The following is an 18,688-nucleotide window of genomic DNA, read 5'->3' as shown; positions in this document are numbered from 1 at the left end:
GGGAGTCCGGTGGATCCGTGGCCGGCGGGCCCACCCGCGCCGGATCCCTACCTGTTGACTCCGGGAGGTGGCGGCAGCCATGAGCGAACGAGTGGAGAAGGACTACTACAAGGTCCTCGGCCTGCCCAAGGACGCCTCCGCCACCGAGATCAAGAAGACGTACCGCAAGCTGGCGCGCGAGTTCCACCCCGATGCGAACACGGGCGACGCCAAGGCCGAAGAGCGCTTCAAGGACATCTCCGAGGCCTATGACGTCCTGTCGGACGAGAAGCGCCGCAAGGAGTACGACGAGGCGCGCACGCTCTTCGCCAACGGCGGCTTCCGCTCCGGCGGCCCGGGCGGGGGGAGCTACAGCTTCGACTTCGGCGACCTCTTCAGCGGCAGCCAGGGCGGCGGCGCCGGCGGCGGCGGGATCGGCGACGTCTTCGGCGGCCTGTTCAACCGCGGCGGCCGGCAGGCCCAGCCGCGGCGCGGCGCGGACGTCGAGACCGAGGTGACGCTCTCCTTCGAGGAGGCGGTGGACGGCGCGACCGTCCCGCTGCGGATGACCAGCCAGGCCGCCTGCCGCACCTGCAGCGGCACCGGCGCCAAGGCCGGCACCACCCCGCGGGTCTGCCCGACCTGCGTCGGCGCCGGCACCGTCAGCCGGGGCCAGGGCGCCTTCGCGCTGTCCGAGCCGTGCCGGGACTGCCGCGGCCGCGGCATGATCGTCGACGACCCGTGCGCCGACTGCCACGGCAGCGGCCGGGCCAGTTCGGCCCGCACCATGCAGGTCCGGATCCCGGCCGGCGTCCAGGACGCCCAGCGCATCCGGCTGAAGGGCAAGGGCGCCCAGGGCGAGCGCGGCGGCCAGTCCGGCGACCTCTACGTCACCGTGCACGTCGACGCGCACCCGGTCTTCGGGCGCAAGGCCGACAACCTGACGGTGACCGTGCCGGTGACCTTCCCCGAAGCCGCTCTGGGCGGCACCATCGAGGTGCCGACGCTCAACGGCCCCTCGGTGAAGCTCAGGCTGCCCCCGGGCAGTGCCAACGGCCTCACCCTGCGGGCCCGCGGCAAGGGCGCCACCCGCAAGGACGGCACCCGGGGCGACCTCCTGGTCACCGTGGAGGTCGTGGTGCCCCAGCACGTCACCGGCGACGCGCTGACGGCCCTGGAGCAGTACCGCGAGGCCACCGCCTCCGACGACCCGCGAGCCGCCCTCTTCAAGGCGGCGAAGGGAGCGTGACGACCAGATGACCCCCGACAGCGGCCCGATCGGGCCCGGCATCGGCGAAGGCCTGCCCGGCGGCGCCCCGCGTGCCCGCCGTGCGGCACCGCCGCCGCACTACGTCCTCACCGAGGACACCCCGGTCTACGTGATCTCGGTCGCCGCCGAGCTCTCCGGCCTGCACCCGCAGACCCTGCGCCAGTACGACCGGCTCGGCCTGGTCTGTCCCGACCGCACCGCGGGCCGCGGCCGCCGCTATTCCAGCCGCGACATCCAGCAGCTGCGCGAGGTGCAGCGGCTGTCCCAGGACGAGGGCATCAACCTCGCCGGCATCAAGCGGATCATCGAGCTGGAGAACCAGGTCACCGCACTGCAGTCGCGGATCACCGAGCTGGTCGACTCGCTCGAAGGCGCCGCCTCCGCGCTCCAGCAGCGCGAGGCCGCCGTCCACGCCTCCTACCGGCGGGATCTCGTCCCCTACCAGCCGCCGAGCCAGTCCAGCGCACTGGTCGTCTGGCGCCCCAAGCGGTAACCCCGCCACCACGGCACCCGCCGCCGGCTCCCTCCTGATCGGGGGGTGCCGGCGGCTCGGTCGTCTGTGAGAGAGTGCTGGACCGGAGCGTGCCCCTGGCAGGCAGAGCTGTCGGTGGCAGTCCTTACCGGCCGTGACCGCGACCTAGGATGCCTGGTACAACCGACTTTAGAACGTTGACTACTTGTCCGGTCGACGACAGGGAGCCGAAGATGAGTGGGCGAGAGCAGCCCGGTCCCGCAGGTGGCGGATCGCGAATACTGTCTGCCGACGCCCGCTCGCTCTATCTCAGGACCGTCCACGGCAACGGCCGGCTGACAATCGGCGCCGGCCCGGGCGAGACCGCCGCGCTCCGCGAGCTCATGGACCTCGGTCTGCTCATTCCGGACAGTGACGAACCCGGCTCGCTCATCGCGGTCGACCCGGCCCAGCTCTCCTTCAGCCTGAGCTCCGCCTGGCAGCGCCAGGCCCTCGACCTGCTGGCCCGCGCGGTCGCCCTGCCGGCCGATCTCAGCGAATTGGCCGACGCCTTTCACAGCCCCGACCAGTCGGGCGGCCCCATCGAATACGTCCAGGGCAAAGCGCTCATCAATCAGCGCCTCCAGCAATGCATGGCCACCGGGATGACCGAGGGCCTCGCCATGCAGCCGGGCGGCCCCCGCCCGCCCGAGCTGCTCGCCGCGGGAATGGAACGGGACCTCAAGAGCCTGCAGCAGGGCGCTTCGATGCGCACGATCTACAACGCGAGCACCCGATACCACCAGCCCACCCGCGAATACGTGTCCCGGCTGGCGAAGGAGGGTTATCAGTTTCGCACCCTGGACGAGCCCTATGCCCGCCTCATCATTGTCGACCGGCGGCTCGCGGTAATTCCGGTGGGCGATGACGACCTGGCCGCTTTCATCCACGATCCGGCGGTCATCAAATATCTCGTGGAAGAGGTATTCGAGCGGAACTGGGGCCGGGCGCTGGAGTTCGACGGCGACACCACCGTCCCGCAGCAGGTGGTCTCCCGGCTGCGCCAGACGATCATCGACCTGCTTCTTTCCGGTACGAACCATCGGGTCATCGCCCGCAGACTCGGCATCAGCGAGCGCACGCTGGCGCGACATATCGCCGAGATGCGGGAGGACTACAACGTCGATTCCCTGTTCCAGCTGGGCTACGTCCTCGGCCGGGCCGCGCAGCACCGGCCGGAGTGAGGGCCCCGAACGGCGGCGGGCGCCCGCGCCTGGAGCCTTTCGGCACTCGAACGTCCGCTATGACAGGGAGCGGTCAGCCCCAGTTCATGTCATTGGCGACGAGGTAAACGGCGGCCTTGGCGCGGGAATCCCCGGCACCTGCGTCCACCTGCGGCTGCGTACCGTTTGACAGGACGCAGACACCGGCCAAAGCTCCGGCCGCGATGGCAATCGGAAGCACGACCTTGCGCACAAGCCTGGACATACGGGACACCAGCCCACTCCCTTTCCGAAAGTTGCTCTAGCCGAACTAATAGCACTGGAGTCCACATGATGCCGCACGCCGAGTTGTGGTGTCACCTCCCCGTTGTCCCCCGGCGGCGTCATCTCCCTGCCAGGCAGCCAGATGACAGGGCAGAAACCTGGACGCGAGCGTGACCACTGATAGACGATCAGTTCGCCCCCGATGGTCCAGCACCAGGTCAAAAACCTGTTGCTGTACGGTCAATTCTTCATCACCACAGGGCACTGGATCCACCTGAAGCAGCAACTACTCTCAACGCCTGCCGGCACCGTCCCCCAATCCGGTCGGCCTTCCCCCGGAGTCGACATGACCGAGCCCTACCTGCGTCACCACGACAGCCAGGCCCCCGAGGGCCGGCGTGCACGTGTGTTCCTGGCCGCGCCGCTGATGCGGTTGACCGGCCCGGCGGACAGCGTGGTGACCCTGGCCAGCCGGACGCGGCTGACGACACTTCGCACCACGCTCCTGCGCAGCGGTGCCGCCGTGTACAGCGCCCACCACAGTGACGCCTGGACGATCGCCGGCCGGGCCCCCGAGCCCCGGGTGCCGTCGGACTTCCGGGCGCTGCAGTCCGCCGACCTGGTCTTCGCCTACGTCGGTGCGCCGCTCTCCGCCGGTGTGAGCCTGGAGCTGGGCTGGGCGTCGGCGCTGCGCAAGCCGATCGTCCTGCTGGTGGACGAGGCGATCACGCACAACCCGCTGATCGCCACCATCGAGCAGGTCGCCCCGGTGCTGCCGCTGGTCTTCGACGACACCTGGTCGCAGGAGGCCCTCCACCACACCGTGGAGACCGCCCTCGACTGGGCCGGCATGGCGCTCTCGCTGCGCGAGGGTTTCTGGACCGCCCCCGGCGACCAGTTCAGCATCCCGCGCCAGCAGCCCCCGGTGGTCGGTCCGACCGGCTACTGGCCGACCGGCGCGGCGACCGGCTGACCCCGGCTCACCCATCGGACTCCCCCGGCCGGGCTCCCCGCATCTGCCAGCCGAGCTGGAAGAGCGTCTCCGCGTCGTAGAGCTCGCGCAGGCGCGAGATGTGACCGGCCACCGTCCGCTCGCTCAGCCCCAGCCGGCCGGCGATCGTCCGCTGCGTCAGCCCCTGCGACAGCAGCCGGCCGATCTGGTCGTGCACCGCCGGCTCGGTGGCGCCGGCGGCCAGCGCCGACCAGTTCACCCCCTCCGCCTGGCGCCACTGCTGCTCGAACACGTCCACCAGGAAGGCGACCGTCGCGGAGTCCTCCACCAGGGCCGCGCTGGTGTTGTCCGGCGCGGCCGGGATCAGCGCCACCCTGCGGTCGAAGATCAGCACCCGCCTGAACGGCGCGGCCAGGGTGCGGATCGGGCTGCCGAGCCGGGCCGACGCCGCCGCGTACTCGACCGTCGGCGCGTCGAGGCGGGCGCTCGCCTCGTAGATCGTGCGCATGGTGCCGCCGCGGGCGAGGTAGCGGCGGGTGTGCTCCAGCGCGTCCCGCATGTGGGCGGCCGGCCGGGCTCCGCCGGGCTGGGCCGCCCAGGCCTCGCGGTGGTGCTCGTCGGCGAGCTGTGAGATCAGGTGGCGGATCTGCCCCATGCCGGTGATCCGCCGGGCGCCGCCGGTGCGGTCCTCCCGGCCGGGCGCGGCGTCGTAGGCCTTCGTCAGGTCGTCGATCAGCTCCGGGACGAGCGCCGCCCGGGCCAGCAGGCGCGCCCCCTCCTCGCGCAGCCCGGCCCCGATCCGCTCCCCGACGGCACGCGGGTTCACCACGCTGTACACGCCGTCCGCGTAGCGCGGTGTGAGCAGCCCGACGTCGGTCAGCTGCCGGACCGACCGGGCGTCCTGGGCGCTCACCTCGGCGATCGGCAGCCGGCCGCCCTCGCGCAGGATGGTCCGGTACAGCTCGCGGGCGTCGGCGTCCGGCAGCGGGGCCTCGGTCATCGCGGCGTCGGTCATCGCGGCGTCGGTCATCGCGGCCTCAGTCATCGCGGCCGCCCCGCATCAGCCAGCCGAGCTGGAACAGGGTCTGCGCGCCGTGGCGCTCGCGCAGCCGGGAGATGTGCGCGGCCACGGTGCGCTCGCTGAGGCCCAGCCGGGTGGCGACGGTGCGCTGGGTGAGGCCCTTGGCGAGCAGCCGGCCGACCCGGTCGGGGGCCTCCTGCGCGACGCCCCGGGCGAGGGTGCCGGCCCAGTCGGTGGGGTCGGCCCGGGCCCAGTCGCGTTCGAAGGCGCCGACCAGGAAGGCGATCGCGGCCGGGTCGGAGATGAAGGCTGCGGTGCTGTGGTCCTCGTTGGCGGAGATCACCGCGACCGAGCGGTCGAAGACGAACAGGCGCTGGAACGGCTCGTCCAGGATCCGGATCTGCGAGCCGTGCCGGGTGACCTCGTCCGCGTAGGCGAGCGCGGCCGGGTCGGAGACCGCGACCGGCTGGTAGACGGTGCGCAGCGAGCAGCCGCGCTGCAGCAGCCGGAGGTCCTGGAGGAGCGCGATCTTCAGGGCGTCGGCCGGGCGGTGGCCCGGCTGGGCGGTGAGGACCTCCGTCCGGCAGTCGGCGACCAGTTGGGAGATGCGCTGGCGGATGTGGACGTGGCCCTCGATGTAGACGGCGCCGCCGGAGCGCTCGGGCGGGCGGGGCATCGCGTCGTACGCCCGGGTGAGGGTGTCCAGCGCGCCGGGCAGGTTCTCGGCGCGGACCAGCAGCCGGGTGGCCTCGCTGCGCAGTTCGGCGCCGAGCCGGTCGCTGACCGAGCGCGGGCTGACGGCGGTGTAGCAGGCGTCCATCGGGTTGGGCATCAGCAGGCCGATGTCGACCAGGAGCCGCAGCGCGGCCCGGTCGGACTCGGGGACGTCGGCGGCGGGGACGCGGCCGCCACGGGCGAGGACGGCCAGGTAGAGCTGCCGGGCCGCCTCGTCGGGCTCACCGCCCGGCGCGCTGGTGCCCGGGGCGGCCGTCGGATCCGCCGTCACCTCGAACACTCCCTGCCGGATGGGTCTCGGATCTGCCTGTGCCGCGCGTGCCCCCCGCACGGGTCGATCTGGTCGCGGTACCGCGCGCCGCACGCGATCACGGTACTGCCGACCGGCGGACCCCCGGGGACCGGGTGCCGTCGCACACGGGTTTCCCGGGGGTCGCCGGTAGCACGCCAATCCCAGGGCGCTCCCGGCGAGGCGGAGCAGCAACGCCTCGCCGGTTCCGGTCCCGGGGACCATCACCACACATGGCGTCCCGGCCGGCGCTCTTCCCCCCGACATGCAGGTACGGACGTACCTCTCGCATCCAGTATCGAAGAGCAAGTCACCACCATCGGGCTGCGATCGCCCGGACGGCTTGGCGTGTCTCCACCATCACAGCGTGACGGCCGGTGAACAAGTGCCGCCCGACTGCATGTTTTCGCAATTGCAGGAACCTGCACCGTGAATCCGTGGCGGCCCCCGGGCAGCCCACCAGGGCCGGGGAAGGAAGGCCAGGTCAGCGCGATGGCGGGGCGGGCGGCGACCGTCCGTTCAGTCGGCTGCGGAGCGGGGCGATCCGAATCCGGGCTGCCCCATCGGGCAGCCTTCGCTGATCCTGCACGATCCCTTCACAGAATCCCCCTCCGCCCTCCGGTCACTTGTCGTGACCGCTCTTGCCGCTACCGTGACGGCTCTGCTAGCGGGCCAGCAGCCTGCCGCCGGCCAGCCCGGCCGCGGTGCCGCCGGCCGCCACGGCCCAGGCGGCGGCCAGCAGGACGAAGAGCCCGGCCGCGAGGCCGGTGAACCCGGCGAAACCGGTGTGCCGGGCGAGCGCGGAGGCGCCGGTGACGCAGGTGCCGACCGGGAAGGTGTAGGCCCACCAGGTCATCGTGAAGGGCATCCCGGCCCGGCGGGCCCGCAGGTTGGCCGCGGTGGCGATGACCAGCCAGAGCATCGCGACCCCGAGCACCGCGACCCCGTAGAGCTCGGCGAGGGCGAGCGCCACCGGTGCCAGCTGCGGCGCCACCGGGCGTGCGGCGTCGGCGAGTTGGTGGACGGCCGTGGTGGACTGGCCGAGCGGGCCGAGCACCAGGAAGAGCGACGGGGTGAGCACCAGGGCGGACAGCTTGCTGTGCACCAGCCCGGTGAGCACCACCGGCAGCAGCGCCAGGATGGCCAGCAGCCCGACCCCGAACAGCGCGCAGCAGCCGTACAGCAGGCTCTGCTGCGCGGTGCCGGCCGGCAGGTGCGGGACGAGGGCGGGGCCGGTCGCGGAGGCGACCAGCGGCGCGACCACCGGCAGCAGCCAGGTCGGGTTGGCCTCCAGCGGGGAGACGGCGTGCCGGGTGATCATCAGGTACGGGACGCCGGCCGCGACCGCCAGGGCATAGAGCGTGCCGATGCCCCAGAGCGCCGCGTCCAGCGCGACGGCCGGGCCGGTGCCGATCACCCGCGAGCCGAGGGTGAGGGTGCCCAGGCCGACCGAGAGCATGGCGATCGGCGGGCACCCGTAGAAGACCGCGGTGGCCGGGTTGTCCAGCAGGTGGGCGCGGGCCTCGGCGCGGTACCGGAGGAGGTGGACCACCCGCGCGGGGACGAGCACCAGCAGCGCGACCGCCCCGAGCGCCCACATCAGCTCGCCGAACCCGATCAGCCCCGGCAGCCGGACGGGCAGCGCGGCCGCGCCGTTGCCGACGATCGCGGTGCCCATCACCACCGCGTACCAGTTGGGACCGAGCTGGGCGAGGTCGAAGCGGGCGGTGCGGGTGAGCGGTCGGACGCCGGTGAGGATGGCCATGGAACCACCGTGCCGTCCGCCTCCGGCCACCGGTAGCGCCCACCGACCTATGAGGGCATAGCCTGAGTCTATGGCTCTCTCCCCGCACGTCCCCGAGCTCGGCGCCCTGGAACTGCTCCTCACGGTGGCACGACTGGGCAGCGTCGGCCGGGCGGCGGCCGAGCTGGGCGTGAGCCAGCCGACGGCGAGCGCCCGGATCAAGGGCATGGAGCGACAGATCGGCGTCCCCCTGCTGGAGCGCTCCCCGCGCGGCTCCCGGCCGACCAAGGCCGGGCTGCTGGTGGTCGAGTGGGCCCGGCACGTGGTCGAGGCGGCGCAGGCGCTGGACGCCGGGATCGACGCGCTGCGCGAGCGGCGGGACGCCCGGCTGGTGGTGGTGGCCAGCCTGACCGTCGCCGAGTACCTGATGCCGGGCTGGCTGCTGGCGCTGCACGACAGCAGCCCGGGCACGGCGGTGATCCTGCGGACGGCCAACTCCTCCGACGTCGCCGGGCACGTGCTGGCCGGCGAGGCCGACCTCGGCTTCGTCGAGGGCCCGTCCACCCCGCCGGGGCTGGCCGGCGCGGTGGTGGCCGCCGACCGGCTGGTGGTCGTGGTGGCGCCCGGCCACCCCTGGGCGCGCCGCCGCTCCCCGGTGACCGGCCCCGAGCTGGCCGCCACCCCGCTGGTGCTGCGCGAGCCCGGGTCGGGCACCCGGGAGGTCCTGGAGATGGCGCTGGCGCCGTTCGGCGGCGCCGCCAAGCCGCGGCTGGAGCTGGCCTCGTCGACCGCGCTGAAGGCGGCGGCGATGACCGGCGCCGGACCGGTCTGCCTGAGCGAGCTGGCGGTGACGGAGGAGCTGGCGACCCGGCGGCTGGTGGCCGTGCCGCTGGCCGAGGGGCTGGACCTGCGGCGGCCGCTGCGCGCGGTCTGGCCGGCCGGCCACCGGCCGGGCGGGCCGGCCCGGGAGCTGCTGGTACTGACCCGGCGGACCGGGCCGTCGGTCCGCAGCGGCTGGCAGCCCGCGCCGCGGCTCGACCGGTACACCGTCTCCGGGCACCCCAAGCGTTCATCCGAAGGTTGAGCGGAATAGACTCAACTTAGTGCATGCTGTACTCAGCAGGGCCGGTGGCCGGGGGGCCGCCGCCCGTACGAAGCAGTTCGCCATCAGCGAGGAGGACACCCCAGCAGTGGACGCCAGCAAGTTCACCACCAAGACGCAGGACGCCCTGTCCGCCGCGATCCGGCAGGCCGGCGCCGCGGGGAATCCGGACGTCAAGCCGGTGCACATCCTGATCGCCCTGCTGGAGCAGCCCGAGGGCATCGCCGGGCCGCTGCTCAAGGCGGTCGGCGCGGACGCGACCCGGATCGACACCGAGGCCCGCCGGCTGCTGACCGGACTGCCCCGCGCGATGGGCTCCACCGTCGCCGCACCCCAGCTGGCCCGCGACACGCTGGCCGTGCTCACCGAGGCCGGCAAGCGCGCCGAGGACCTGGACGACCAGTACGTCTCCACCGAGCACCTGATGGTCGGCCTGGCCGCCGAGGGCGGCGCGGTCGCCGACCTGCTCGCCCAGCGGGGCGCCACCGCGAAGGCCCTGCTCGCCGCGTTCAAGGACGTCCGCGGCAGCGGCCGGGTCACCTCCCCCGACCCGGAGGGCACCTACAAGGCCCTGGAGAAGTACGGCACCGACCTCACCCAGGCCGCCCGGGACGGCAAGCTCGACCCGGTCATCGGGCGCGACCAGGAGATCCGCCGGGTCGTCCAGGTGCTCTCCCGGCGCACCAAGAACAACCCGGTGCTGATCGGCGAGCCCGGTGTCGGCAAGACCGCCGTGGTCGAGGGCCTGGCCCAGCGCATCGTGGCCGGTGACGTGCCGGAGTCGCTGCGCGGCAAGCGGCTGGTCGCGCTGGACCTCGGCGCGATGGTCGCCGGCGCCAAGTACCGCGGCGAGTTCGAGGAGCGGCTGAAGGCCGTCCTGAACGACATCAAGCAGAGCGACGGCCAGGTCGTCACCTTCATCGACGAGCTGCACACCATGGTCGGCGCGGGCGCCGGCGGGGACTCCGCGATGGACGCGGGCAACATGCTCAAGCCGATGCTGGCCCGCGGCGAGCTGCGGATGGTCGGCGCCACCACGCTGGACGAGTACCGCGAGCGGATCGAGAAGGACCCGGCCCTGGAGCGCCGGTTCCAGCAGGTGCTGGTCGGCGAGCCCAGCGTGGAGGACTCGATCGCCATCCTGCGCGGCCTCAAGGGCCGGTACGAGGCGCACCACAAGGTGCAGATCTCGGACGCCGCCCTGGTCGCCGCCGCCACCCTGTCCAACCGCTACATCACCTCGCGCTTCCTGCCCGACAAGGCGATCGACCTGGTCGACGAGGCGGCCTCCCGGCTCCGGATGGAGATCGACTCCTCCCCCGTCGAGATCGACGAGCTCCAGCGCGCCGTCGACCGGCTGCGGATGGAGGAGCTGGCCCTGGAGAAGGAGTCCGACCCGGCCTCGGTCGACCGGCTGACCCGGCTCCGGCGCGATCTCGCCGACAAGAACGAGCAGTTGAGCGTGCTCACCGCCCGGTGGGAGCAGGAGAAGAAGAGCCTCAACCGGGTCGGCGAGCTGAAGGAGCGGCTCGACGACCTGCACGGCGCCCTCGACCGGGCCCAGCGGGACGGCGACTTCGAGCGCGCCTCCAAGCTGATGTACGCCGAGATCCCGGCCGCCGAGCAGGAGTTGACCGAGGCGCAGGAGGGCGCCGAGGAGCGGGACGCCACCTCCTCCATGGTCAAGGAGGAGGTCGGCCCGGACGACATCGCCGATGTGGTCGCCTCCTGGACGGGCATCCCGGCCGGCCGGCTGCTGGAGGGCGAGAGCTCCAAACTCCTGCGCATGGAGGACGAGTTGGGCCGACGCCTGATCGGCCAGGCGGAGGCCGTCCAGGCCGTCTCGGACGCGGTGCGGCGCACCCGCTCCGGCATCGCCGACCCGGACCGGCCGACCGGCTCCTTCCTGTTCCTCGGCCCCACCGGCGTCGGCAAGACCGAACTCGCCAAGGCCCTGGCCGACTTCCTCTTCGACGACGAGCGGGCGATGGTCCGGATCGACATGAGCGAGTACGGCGAGAAGCACTCCGTCTCCCGCCTGGTCGGCGCCCCGCCCGGGTACGTCGGCTACGAGGAGGGCGGCCAGCTCACCGAGGCGGTCCGCCGCCGCCCCTACAGCGTGGTGCTGCTGGACGAGGTGGAGAAGGCCCACCCCGAGGTCTTCGACGTCCTGCTCCAGGTGCTGGACGACGGCCGGCTCACCGACGGCCAGGGCCGCACGGTCGACTTCCGCAACGCGATCCTGATCCTCACCTCCAACCTGGGCAGCCAGTTCCTCGTGGACCCGGCCACCCCGGAGGAGATGAAGAAGCGGCTGGTGCTGGACTCGGTGCGGGCCGCGTTCAAGCCCGAGTTCCTCAACCGCCTCGACGACATCGTGGTCTTCGAGCCGCTGGGCACCGCCGAGCTGAGCCGGATCGTCGACCTCCAGGTCGCCCGGCTGGCCGCCCGGCTGGGCGAGCGCCGGCTCACCCTCCACGTCGACGAGGCGGCCCGGGACTGGCTGGCGCTCACCGGCTACGACCCCGCGTACGGCGCCCGGCCGCTGCGCCGCCTGGTGCAGTCCGCGATCGGCGACCAGCTCGCCCGGGCCATCCTGTCGGGCCAGGTGCACGACGGCGACACCGTCCTGGTCGAACGGGCCGAGGAGGGCGACCACCTCGCCGTCCGGGCCCGCGGCCCGCTGGAGAAGTAGCGCTGCGCAGCCCCCGGACCGGGCCGCCCCTCTCCCCGAGGGGGCGGCCCGGCGCCGCACTCACCCTCGGTGGCCACGGCCCCGACCGGGGGCCCCGGCAAGATCCACAGGTGCCCGCCCGCCGCCCGGGCGCCCCTGTGAGGCAGGCCCGGGATGAGGCAGGATGGGAGGTGGAAGGGCGGCCTCTCATCGCCGGCCACCACGTGCACTGAGGAAGAGGACCCCCATGAGCATCGACCCGTCGTCCATCCCGTCGTTCGGCGTGCCGCAGGGCGGCCAGCCCGGCGGCCAGGGAGGTCGGCCGGCCGGCCCGCCGCCGATCGTCGTCCCGGACCAGGCCCTGGTGACCCAGCTGCTGGACCAGATGCAGCTCAAGCACGTCGTGGACGAGGAGGGCGACCTCACCGCCCCCTGGGAGGGCTTCCGCGTCTACTACATGTTCCGCGGCGAGCAGAAGGAGCTCTTCGCGGTCCGCGCGTTCTACGACCGCGCCTACCCGCTGGAGGACAAGGCCGAGATCCTCGACCTCATCGACGAGTGGAACCGCGAGACCCTCTGGCCCAAGGTCTACACCCACACGCACGAGGACGGCGTGGTCCGCCTGATCGGCGAGGCCCAGATGATCGTCGGCACCGGCGTGAACCTGGACTACTTCGTCACCACCACCGCCAACTGGACCCAGGCCGCCGTCGGCTTCGAGCAGTGGATCGTCGAGCGCCTCGGCCTGCAGAAGGAGATCGAGGGCGAGGAGGGCGAGGGCGAGGCCCCCGAGGGCACCAACGAGGCCTGATCCTCCCGCCACCGCTCCGCGGCACGGCCCGCTCCGGTACCCCCGGTGGCGGGCCGTTCTTGTCCCCGGCCACCCGCTGCCCCAGGATGGGGCCGACGACGAGGCGTGAGGAGCCGCAATGGGTACGAGGCCGCTGCTGAACCGACGGCTGGCCGGGATGGGCACGACGATCTTCGCCGAGATGTCCGCCCTCGCCACCGCCACCGGCTCCATCAACCTCGGCCAGGGGTTCCCGGACACCGACGGACCGGCCGAGATCGCCCGGGCCGCCGCCGACGCCGTCCTCGCGGGCCGGGGCAACCAGTACCCGCCCGGCCCCGGCATCCCCGAGCTGCGGAGCGCGATCGCCGAGCACCAGCAGCGCTTCCGCGGCCTCGCCTACGACCCGGACACCGAGGTGCTCGTCACCGCCGGGGCCACCGAGGCGATCGCCGCCGCCCTGCTGGCGCTGCTGGAGCCGGGCGACGAGGTGATCGCCCTCGAACCCTTCTACGACTCCTACGCCGCCTGCATCGCCATGGCCGGCGCCGTCCGCGTCCCGCTCACCCTGCGTGCCCCGGACTTCCGCCCCGACCTGGAGCGACTGCGCGCGCTGGTCACCCCGCGCACCCGGCTGCTGCTGCTCAACTCCCCGCACAACCCCACCGGCCTGGTGCTCTCCACCGACGAACTGGCCGCGATCGCCGCCCTCGCCGTCGAGCACGACCTGCTGGTGGTCACCGACGAGGTCTACGAGCACCTGGTGTTCAGCGGCGCCCACCACCCGATCGCCGCGCTCCCGGGCATGCGCGAGCGCACCGTGTCGATCTCCTCGGCCGGCAAGACCTTCTCCTTCACCGGCTGGAAGGTCGGCTGGGTCACCGGCTCGGCGCCCCTGGTCGCCGCCGTCCGCACCGCGAAGCAGTACCTGACCTACGTCAGTGCCGGTCCCTTCCAGTACGCCGTCGCCGACGCCCTGCGGCTGCCCGACGACTACTTCGACGGGTTCCGCGCCGATCTGCTGCGCAAGCGGGACCTGCTCGCCGACGGGCTGAGCGCGGCCGGGTTCCGGGTGTTCCGACCGGAGGGCACCTACTTCATCACCACCGACATCACCCCGCTGGGCGAGAAGGACGGCATCGAGTTCTGCCGTGCCCTGCCCGAGCGCTGCGGCGTCGTCGCGATCCCCAACGTCGTCTTCTACGACGACACCGAGGCCGGCCGCTCGCTGGTCCGCTTCACCTTCTGCAAGCAGGACGAGGTCCTGGAGGAGGCGGTCAGTCGACTCGGTCGGCTCTGACCATCGGATGGGACGCGTCGCACGTCCTGACGAATAGTCAATTGATCCGCCGGGGGCGACGATTGACCCCGTCCGAGGTTTGCCGGGCCCGCCCCGGTCCTTCGTGTGCCCCGTGCGCCGGGCGCGGTGGGGACCGGGGCGTGCGCGCGTCGTGAGTGGCGTGCGAGCAGCGCGCACGGCGCGCGAACCGGGGCTGAGGAGCGCGCGCTGTGCACAGTCGCACACCGGCTCGATCAGAGCGGGGAAGCCGGGGTGCTCGAAGCGGTGAATGCTTGACAAAGTTGGGTAAATCACCGACGGACCCGGCGTATTCATGCTTCTCTGCTGCTGAATCTCCAGCCGGAATCCTTCCTTCCACGGTCGGCCGCGCCCTGGACCGCACAGCCACGAACAGCCTCGCCTTTGCCCAGGCCTACTCGCTGCTGCACGGCGGGCGCGCACGGAGCTGAAACGCGGAGCCGAGCATGCTCACCACACTGCAGACCTCCTACACGGACACCCGCGCCGGTGACCTGGCCTGGTGCCTGGGCGGCGACCCGCTGCCCGCTCTCGCAGTCCGCGACCTGAGACTCGCCAACGCCGGGCGCCCCGGGCCGCCCGGCACCCTCCAGCTGCGGCTGCTGGGCGCCTCGCACCAGGTGGTGATCGCCGCCGGGCCCGGCAGATGCCTGGAGACCGTCGCCTGCCTACCCGGCCGCCGGACCCCACTGCCGGCCCGGGTGGCCAAACAGGTGGACGGCTGGGAGTACGAGTTCGCGGCCCGGATCGAGGCGCTGCCGCCGCACGACTTCGCCGCTCGCGCCCAGGAGTTGCTGGCCCTGGTCGAGGGCCACCCCCGCGGCCTGGCCGGCGTCTTCCCGGGCGACCCGAGCGCGTTCACCGCACTGGTCACCCAGGGCGCCGCGGACCGGCTGCTCTGGCGCACCTGGCACGCCTACCCGCAGGAGGGCCAGCTGGTCTGTACGCGGTCCTCCCTGGTGGTGACCCGGTGAGCACGGCCGCCGATCCCGATGGGGTCATAGGTCCGCACCTCGGCCTCCATTCGCACGCAGGAACGATTCGTCAACCTGTCGTATCGCACTGTCCGTCGAATGGACGCAGCCATCCGTACCGGACGTCGCCTAGCGTTTGTTCGTGATCAACCATCCGGCCGGTCCACCCGCACAGCCGGGACTCGACCTCGACAACGGCAGCCCACCCCGGCCCGGGCGGAGCCTGACCCCTCTGCCCGCCCGCCGCAGGGCCCGGCTGCGCGCCCACCCCTCGCTCTCCCGGCTCACCGTCCTGCTGGCGGCGTTCGTCTGCGCCGCCTGCGGACTCGTCTACGAGCTCGAACTCGTCGCGCTGGGCAGCTATCTGCTCGGGGACTCGGTCACCCAAACCTCCGTCGTGCTCTCCGTCATGGTGTTCGCGATGGGGCTGGGCTCGCTGCTCGCCAAACGGTTCACCCGCCGCCCGGCCACGGCCTTCGCGCTGGTCGAGTGCGCGCTCGCGCTCACCGGCGGGCTCTCCGTCCTCGCCCTGTACTCCTGCTGGGCCTGGATCGGCCGGTACCAGGCCGCGATGATCGCCCTGACCTGTCTGATCGGGGTCCTGATCGGCGCCGAGATCCCGCTGCTGATGACGCTCGTCCAGCGGATCCGCCGGGAGGACGCCGGGCGGGCCGCGGCCGACCTCTTCGCCGCCGACTACGTGGGCGCGCTGATCGGCGGCCTCGCCTTCCCGTTCCTGATCCTGCCGCTCTTCGGCCCCGGCACCGGCGCCCTGGTCACCGGCGCCGTCAACGCCGTCGCCGGGGCCGCGGTGGTGCTCTGGCTGTTCCGCGAGGAGCCCCCGCCCCGCACCCGGCTGCTGCTCTGGGGCGGCTGCGCCCTCGTGCTCGCCCTGCTCGCCGCGGCCGCCGTCTGGTCCGGCGCGATCGAACGCGCCGCCCGGCAGGCCCTGTACGGCGGGCAGGTCCGGTACGCCGCCCACACCCGGTCCCAGGAGATCGTGCTCACCGGCCCCGCCGAGGGCCCGCTGCGGCTGTACCTGGACGGGCGGCTCGCGGTCTGCGGTCCGGACGAGTACCGGGGCAGCGAGGCCCTGGTCCACCCCGCGATGGCGGCCGGGCCGGACGCCCGGGTGCTGCTGCTCGGCGGCGGTGACGGCCTCGCCGCGCGGGAGGTGCTGCGGCACGGCGGCGTCCGCTCGGTGCTGGTGGTCGACGCCGACCCGGCCCTCGCCCGGCTGGCCAGGACCGACCCGGGCCTGGCCGCGCTCTCCGGCCACTCCCTGGACGACCCCCGGGTGCGGACCGCCACCGCGGACCCGCTGGAGTGGCTGCGCGGCGTGCACCCGGGCGAGGCGTCCTTCGACGTGGTGCTCGCCGATCTGCCCGGCCCCGCCGACAGCGGGACGGTGAAGTTCCACTCGCAGGAGTTCTACGGCCTCGCCACCCGGCTGCTCGCGCCCGGCGGGCGGCTCGCCGTCCGGGCGGACGACGAGCCGAACGGCCTCTGGCAGGTCGAGTCCGGCCTGCGGGCCGCCGGGCTGCGGACCGTCCCGTACGCCGTCCGGGGCGGCCCCGCCGCGAGCTGCCGGCCCGGCTCGCCGGACAGCCAGGCCTTCCTGCTGGCCGCCGCCGCCCAGCCCCCGCTCACCCTCGCCCCGGACGCCCCGCCGCCGCGCGCGTTCACCGCGGACGCCCTGCGGGCCGCCGCCGCCGACCTGACCGCCCTCCGCCCGGCCCGCCCGCCGGCCGCGCTGACCCTGCTGGGGCCGCGCTGACGGACCGCCCGGGGTGAAGCGGGCGGAACCGGGCGGGGCGGAGCGGACGGAATCGGGCGGAGGGCGGCCACGAGCGGTCGGCGGAGGGCCGGGTGCGGCCGGTCGGGGACGTCCCGACGGCAGGTAGGGGCCACTGCGCGGACCACCGCGGGTTCGGTCGGTAGGCTCCGTGACATGGAGCATGAGGTTGTCGTCCCGATGCCGGCCGAACTGGTCCGGCAGGCCCTGCAGGATCCGGCTCTGCTGGCCCGTTGCGTCCCCGGGCTGAGCACCGAGCCGGCCGCCGTCGGCAGCGGGTCCGCCGATGAGATCGGCGGCCGGCTGAAGCTGCGGATCGGCACCTCCACCATCACCTACAAGGGCGTGCTGTCACTGATCGAGGGCCGCGAGGGCGTCCTCACCGTGTTCGCCGAGGGCGAGGAGGTGCGCGGCAGCGGCGAGGCCACCGCCACCCTCCGGGTCGCCACCGCCGACGGCACCGCGGCCGGGACCACGCTGGTCCGCTTCGTCGGCGACCTGAGCGCCACCGGCCGGCTCACCGAGTTCGACGGCGAGACCCTCGCCGGCGCCGGCCGCCGCCTGCTCGACCGCTTCGCCGCCGCCCTCGCCTCCCCCGACGCGGAGGCGGCGGCGGAGGCGGACGTCGACGCGGAGGCGGCAGACGCCGAGGTCGAGGCGCGGGACGTCGAGGTGGAGGCGGAAGCCGAGGTGGAAACCGCCGTGGAGGCGGCGGACGCCGAGGTCGAGACGGACGTCGAGGCGGAAGCCGAGGACGCCGGGGAGGCGGCCACCGCCGAGGACACCGACGTCGAGGCAGAGGCCGAGGACGAGGCGGACACCGACGTCGAGGACGAGGACGTGGCGGAGGACGACGAGGAGCCCACCGCCACCGTGCTCTTCCTGGACGACCACCAGGACAACCCCGGCGACGACCTCGACGACGACCTCTCCGACCTCATCGCCTTCTCCGACGCCGACGCCGAGCGCTTCGGCCTCCCGATCGGCGGCGACCGCGAGGAGGACGACCGTGAGGAGGCCGCCGACGTCGACGGCCCCGCCGCCGAGGCCGGGGACGGCACCGGCACCGAGCTCCCCGCCGACCTGCCCTTCGGCTACGAGCAGGAGCCGGTGCTCGGCGGCCCGGTCCGCCGCAGCATCGTCGGCCGCTCCGCCGAGGAGGTCGACCACGCCCCGCCGCGCGGCCCGTACGCCCCCGCCCTGCCGGCCCGCAGCGCGCGGGCCCGGGCGGCGTCCCGCTGGGGCGGCGAGGCCGGCGGCATCGTGGTGCCGGGACCGGGCGGCCGCAGCGCGGTGCCGTGGATGATCGGCGGCGGCGTGGCCCTGATCGGCGGCGCCGTGGTCCTGGCCAGGGCCCTGCGCCGACGCTAGAAGGCCGGACAAGCCCTAGACTGAACGCTCATGAGCAACGACCGCGACGCCCTGCTGGCACAGATCAAGGACAAGGCCGTCGTGCACGGCAAGGTCACCCTTTCCTCCGGCAAGGAGGCCGACTACTACGTCGACCTGCGCCGGATCACGCTGGACGCCCAGGCCGCCCCGCTGGTGGGCCGGGTGATGCTGGACGCGACCGAGCACCTGGAGTACGACGCCGTCGGCGGCCTGACGCTCGGCGCCGACCCGGTGGCCGCCGCGATGCTGCACGCCGCCGCCGCACGCGGCCGCGAGCTGGACGCGTTCGTGGTCCGCAAGGCGGGCAAGGCGCACGGTCTGCAGCGCCGGATCGAGGGCCCCGAGGTCAAGGGCCGCCGGGTGCTGGCCGTCGAGGACACCTCCACCACCGGCGGGTCGGTGCTGACCGCCGTCGAGGCGCTGCGCGAGGCGGGTGCCGAGGTGGTCGGCGTCGCGGTGATCGTGGAGCGGGGCGGCGCCGCCGCGGTCGAGGCCACCGGCCTGCCGTACGTGACCGCGTACGACCTGGCCGACCTGGGCCTCTGACCCGCGCGCGCCGGTAGCCCGGCGGAACGGCAGCACAGCGGAAACGGCCGGGGCCGGGTCCTGTTTCACGTGAACGAGACCAGCGGGGCACCGGCCGCGATGGCCATGTCCATGATCTTGTGGATCTTCTGCGCGTGGGCCTCGCCCAGGGCGCCGCCGAAGATCCGGA

General features: G+C 73.5%; 16 protein-coding genes. 12 read left to right on the top strand and 4 right to left on the bottom strand.

Annotation, left to right across the window (positions count from 1 at the left end):
- Positions 1–79: 79 nt before the first annotated feature.
- From dnaJ to ABZ495_RS01500, 3 genes are all read left to right on the top strand, one after another.
- The gene (dnaJ, locus tag ABZ495_RS01510) at positions 80–1,228 is read left to right on the top strand and encodes a molecular chaperone DnaJ (protein WP_329488714.1); all 1,149 of its coding nucleotides are present in this window, start codon (positions 80–82) and stop codon (positions 1,226–1,228) included.
- Positions 1,229–1,235: 7 nt separating this feature from the next.
- Entirely contained in the window at positions 1,236–1,742 is a 507-nt protein-coding gene (locus tag ABZ495_RS01505) for a helix-turn-helix domain-containing protein (protein WP_329488715.1), read from the top strand.
- Between the two features lie 212 nt (positions 1,743–1,954).
- Positions 1,955–2,944 (top strand): helix-turn-helix domain-containing protein, encoded by a 990-nt coding sequence (locus ABZ495_RS01500; RefSeq protein WP_359804040.1) that lies wholly within the window; start codon positions 1,955–1,957, stop codon positions 2,942–2,944.
- Positions 2,945–3,017: 73 nt separating this feature from the next.
- On the opposite strand, the gene ABZ495_RS01495 is transcribed toward ABZ495_RS01500, so the two are convergent.
- Positions 3,018–3,176, bottom strand: a complete 159-nt coding sequence (locus ABZ495_RS01495) for a hypothetical protein (protein ID WP_352288445.1) — start codon at positions 3,174–3,176, stop codon at positions 3,018–3,020.
- 357 nt (positions 3,177–3,533) lie between these two features.
- Here ABZ495_RS01495 and ABZ495_RS01490 point away from each other — a divergent pair, with 357 nt between their 5' ends.
- Entirely contained in the window at positions 3,534–4,160 is a 627-nt protein-coding gene (locus tag ABZ495_RS01490) for a hypothetical protein (RefSeq protein ID WP_329488718.1), read from the top strand.
- A 7-nt stretch (positions 4,161–4,167) separates the two neighbouring features.
- On the opposite strand, the gene ABZ495_RS01485 is transcribed toward ABZ495_RS01490, so the two are convergent.
- From ABZ495_RS01485 to ABZ495_RS01475, 3 genes are all read right to left on the bottom strand, one after another.
- The gene (locus tag ABZ495_RS01485) at positions 4,168–5,184 is read right to left on the bottom strand and encodes a LuxR family transcriptional regulator (RefSeq protein ID WP_359833900.1); all 1,017 of its coding nucleotides are present in this window, start codon (positions 5,182–5,184) and stop codon (positions 4,168–4,170) included.
- Positions 5,177–6,166 carry a LuxR C-terminal-related transcriptional regulator gene (locus ABZ495_RS01480; protein WP_329488720.1) on the bottom strand — a complete coding sequence of 330 codons (990 nt, stop codon included), beginning with the start codon at positions 6,164–6,166 and terminating at the stop codon, positions 5,177–5,179. The genes ABZ495_RS01485 and ABZ495_RS01480 overlap by 8 nt, the downstream gene beginning before the upstream one ends.
- Before the next feature lie 682 nt (positions 6,167–6,848).
- Entirely contained in the window at positions 6,849–7,949 is a 1,101-nt protein-coding gene (locus ABZ495_RS01475) for a TDT family transporter (RefSeq protein WP_352288451.1), read from the bottom strand.
- A 70-nt stretch (positions 7,950–8,019) separates the two neighbouring features.
- On the opposite strand from ABZ495_RS01475, the gene ABZ495_RS01470 reads away from it, so the two are divergent.
- The 8 genes from ABZ495_RS01470 to pyrE all read left to right on the top strand — a co-directional run bounded on the left by ABZ495_RS01470 (position 8,020) and on the right by pyrE (position 18,519).
- A complete protein-coding gene (locus ABZ495_RS01470; protein ID WP_359804038.1) occupies positions 8,020–9,012 on the top strand; it encodes a LysR family transcriptional regulator in 993 nt (330 codons plus the stop codon).
- A gap of 106 nt (positions 9,013–9,118) precedes the next feature.
- Positions 9,119–11,725 (top strand): ATP-dependent chaperone ClpB, encoded by a 2,607-nt coding sequence (clpB, locus tag ABZ495_RS01465; protein ID WP_359834184.1) that lies wholly within the window; start codon positions 9,119–9,121, stop codon positions 11,723–11,725.
- A 226-nt stretch (positions 11,726–11,951) separates the two neighbouring features.
- Positions 11,952–12,515: a YbjN domain-containing protein gene (locus ABZ495_RS01460; RefSeq protein WP_329488724.1), complete on the top strand. Its 564-nt coding sequence runs from the start codon at positions 11,952–11,954 to the stop codon at positions 12,513–12,515.
- Positions 12,516–12,633: 118 nt separating this feature from the next.
- On the top strand, positions 12,634–13,794 hold the full coding sequence (locus ABZ495_RS01455) for a pyridoxal phosphate-dependent aminotransferase (protein ID WP_359804037.1): 1,161 nt from the start codon (positions 12,634–12,636) through the stop codon (positions 13,792–13,794).
- 464 nt (positions 13,795–14,258) lie between these two features.
- The gene (locus ABZ495_RS01450) at positions 14,259–14,786 is read left to right on the top strand and encodes a DUF2617 family protein (RefSeq protein WP_359804036.1); all 528 of its coding nucleotides are present in this window, start codon (positions 14,259–14,261) and stop codon (positions 14,784–14,786) included.
- Between the two features lie 256 nt (positions 14,787–15,042).
- Positions 15,043–16,563: a polyamine aminopropyltransferase gene (locus tag ABZ495_RS01445; protein ID WP_359804174.1), complete on the top strand. Its 1,521-nt coding sequence runs from the start codon at positions 15,043–15,045 to the stop codon at positions 16,561–16,563.
- Between the two features lie 174 nt (positions 16,564–16,737).
- A complete protein-coding gene (locus ABZ495_RS01440) occupies positions 16,738–17,952 on the top strand; it encodes an SRPBCC domain-containing protein (protein ID WP_359833899.1) in 1,215 nt (404 codons plus the stop codon).
- A 30-nt stretch (positions 17,953–17,982) separates the two neighbouring features.
- On the top strand, positions 17,983–18,519 hold the full coding sequence (pyrE, locus tag ABZ495_RS01435; RefSeq protein ID WP_329488728.1) for an orotate phosphoribosyltransferase: 537 nt from the start codon (positions 17,983–17,985) through the stop codon (positions 18,517–18,519).
- Positions 18,520–18,688 lie beyond the last annotated feature (169 nt).

It is taken from the genome of Kitasatospora sp. NPDC005748 (assembly GCF_040630735.1).
Classification (GTDB): Bacteria; Actinomycetota; Actinomycetes; order Streptomycetales; family Streptomycetaceae; genus Kitasatospora.
The sequence above is the reverse complement of the archived record's forward strand: the minus strand, read 5'-3'. Positions and strand labels throughout refer to the sequence as shown.

Coding starts and splice junctions, on each gene's coding strand:
- ABZ495_RS01485 (WP_359833900.1), bottom strand. CDS start 5,184: ATGACTGAGGCCGCGATGACCGACGCCGCGATGACCGACGCCGCGATG.
- ABZ495_RS01475 (WP_352288451.1), bottom strand. CDS start 7,949: ATGGCCATCCTCACCGGCGTCCGACCGCTCACCCGCACCGCCCGCTTC.
- dnaJ (WP_329488714.1), top strand. CDS start 80: ATGAGCGAACGAGTGGAGAAGGACTACTACAAGGTCCTCGGCCTGCCC.
- ABZ495_RS01470 (WP_359804038.1), top strand. CDS start 8,020: ATGGCTCTCTCCCCGCACGTCCCCGAGCTCGGCGCCCTGGAACTGCTC.
- ABZ495_RS01450 (WP_359804036.1), top strand. CDS start 14,259: ATGCTCACCACACTGCAGACCTCCTACACGGACACCCGCGCCGGTGAC.
- ABZ495_RS01505 (WP_329488715.1), top strand. CDS start 1,236: ATGACCCCCGACAGCGGCCCGATCGGGCCCGGCATCGGCGAAGGCCTG.
- ABZ495_RS01490 (WP_329488718.1), top strand. CDS start 3,534: ATGACCGAGCCCTACCTGCGTCACCACGACAGCCAGGCCCCCGAGGGC.
- ABZ495_RS01440 (WP_359833899.1), top strand. CDS start 16,738: ATGGAGCATGAGGTTGTCGTCCCGATGCCGGCCGAACTGGTCCGGCAG.
- ABZ495_RS01500 (WP_359804040.1), top strand. CDS start 1,955: ATGAGTGGGCGAGAGCAGCCCGGTCCCGCAGGTGGCGGATCGCGAATA.
- ABZ495_RS01460 (WP_329488724.1), top strand. CDS start 11,952: ATGAGCATCGACCCGTCGTCCATCCCGTCGTTCGGCGTGCCGCAGGGC.
- ABZ495_RS01455 (WP_359804037.1), top strand. CDS start 12,634: ATGGGTACGAGGCCGCTGCTGAACCGACGGCTGGCCGGGATGGGCACG.
- pyrE (WP_329488728.1), top strand. CDS start 17,983: ATGAGCAACGACCGCGACGCCCTGCTGGCACAGATCAAGGACAAGGCC.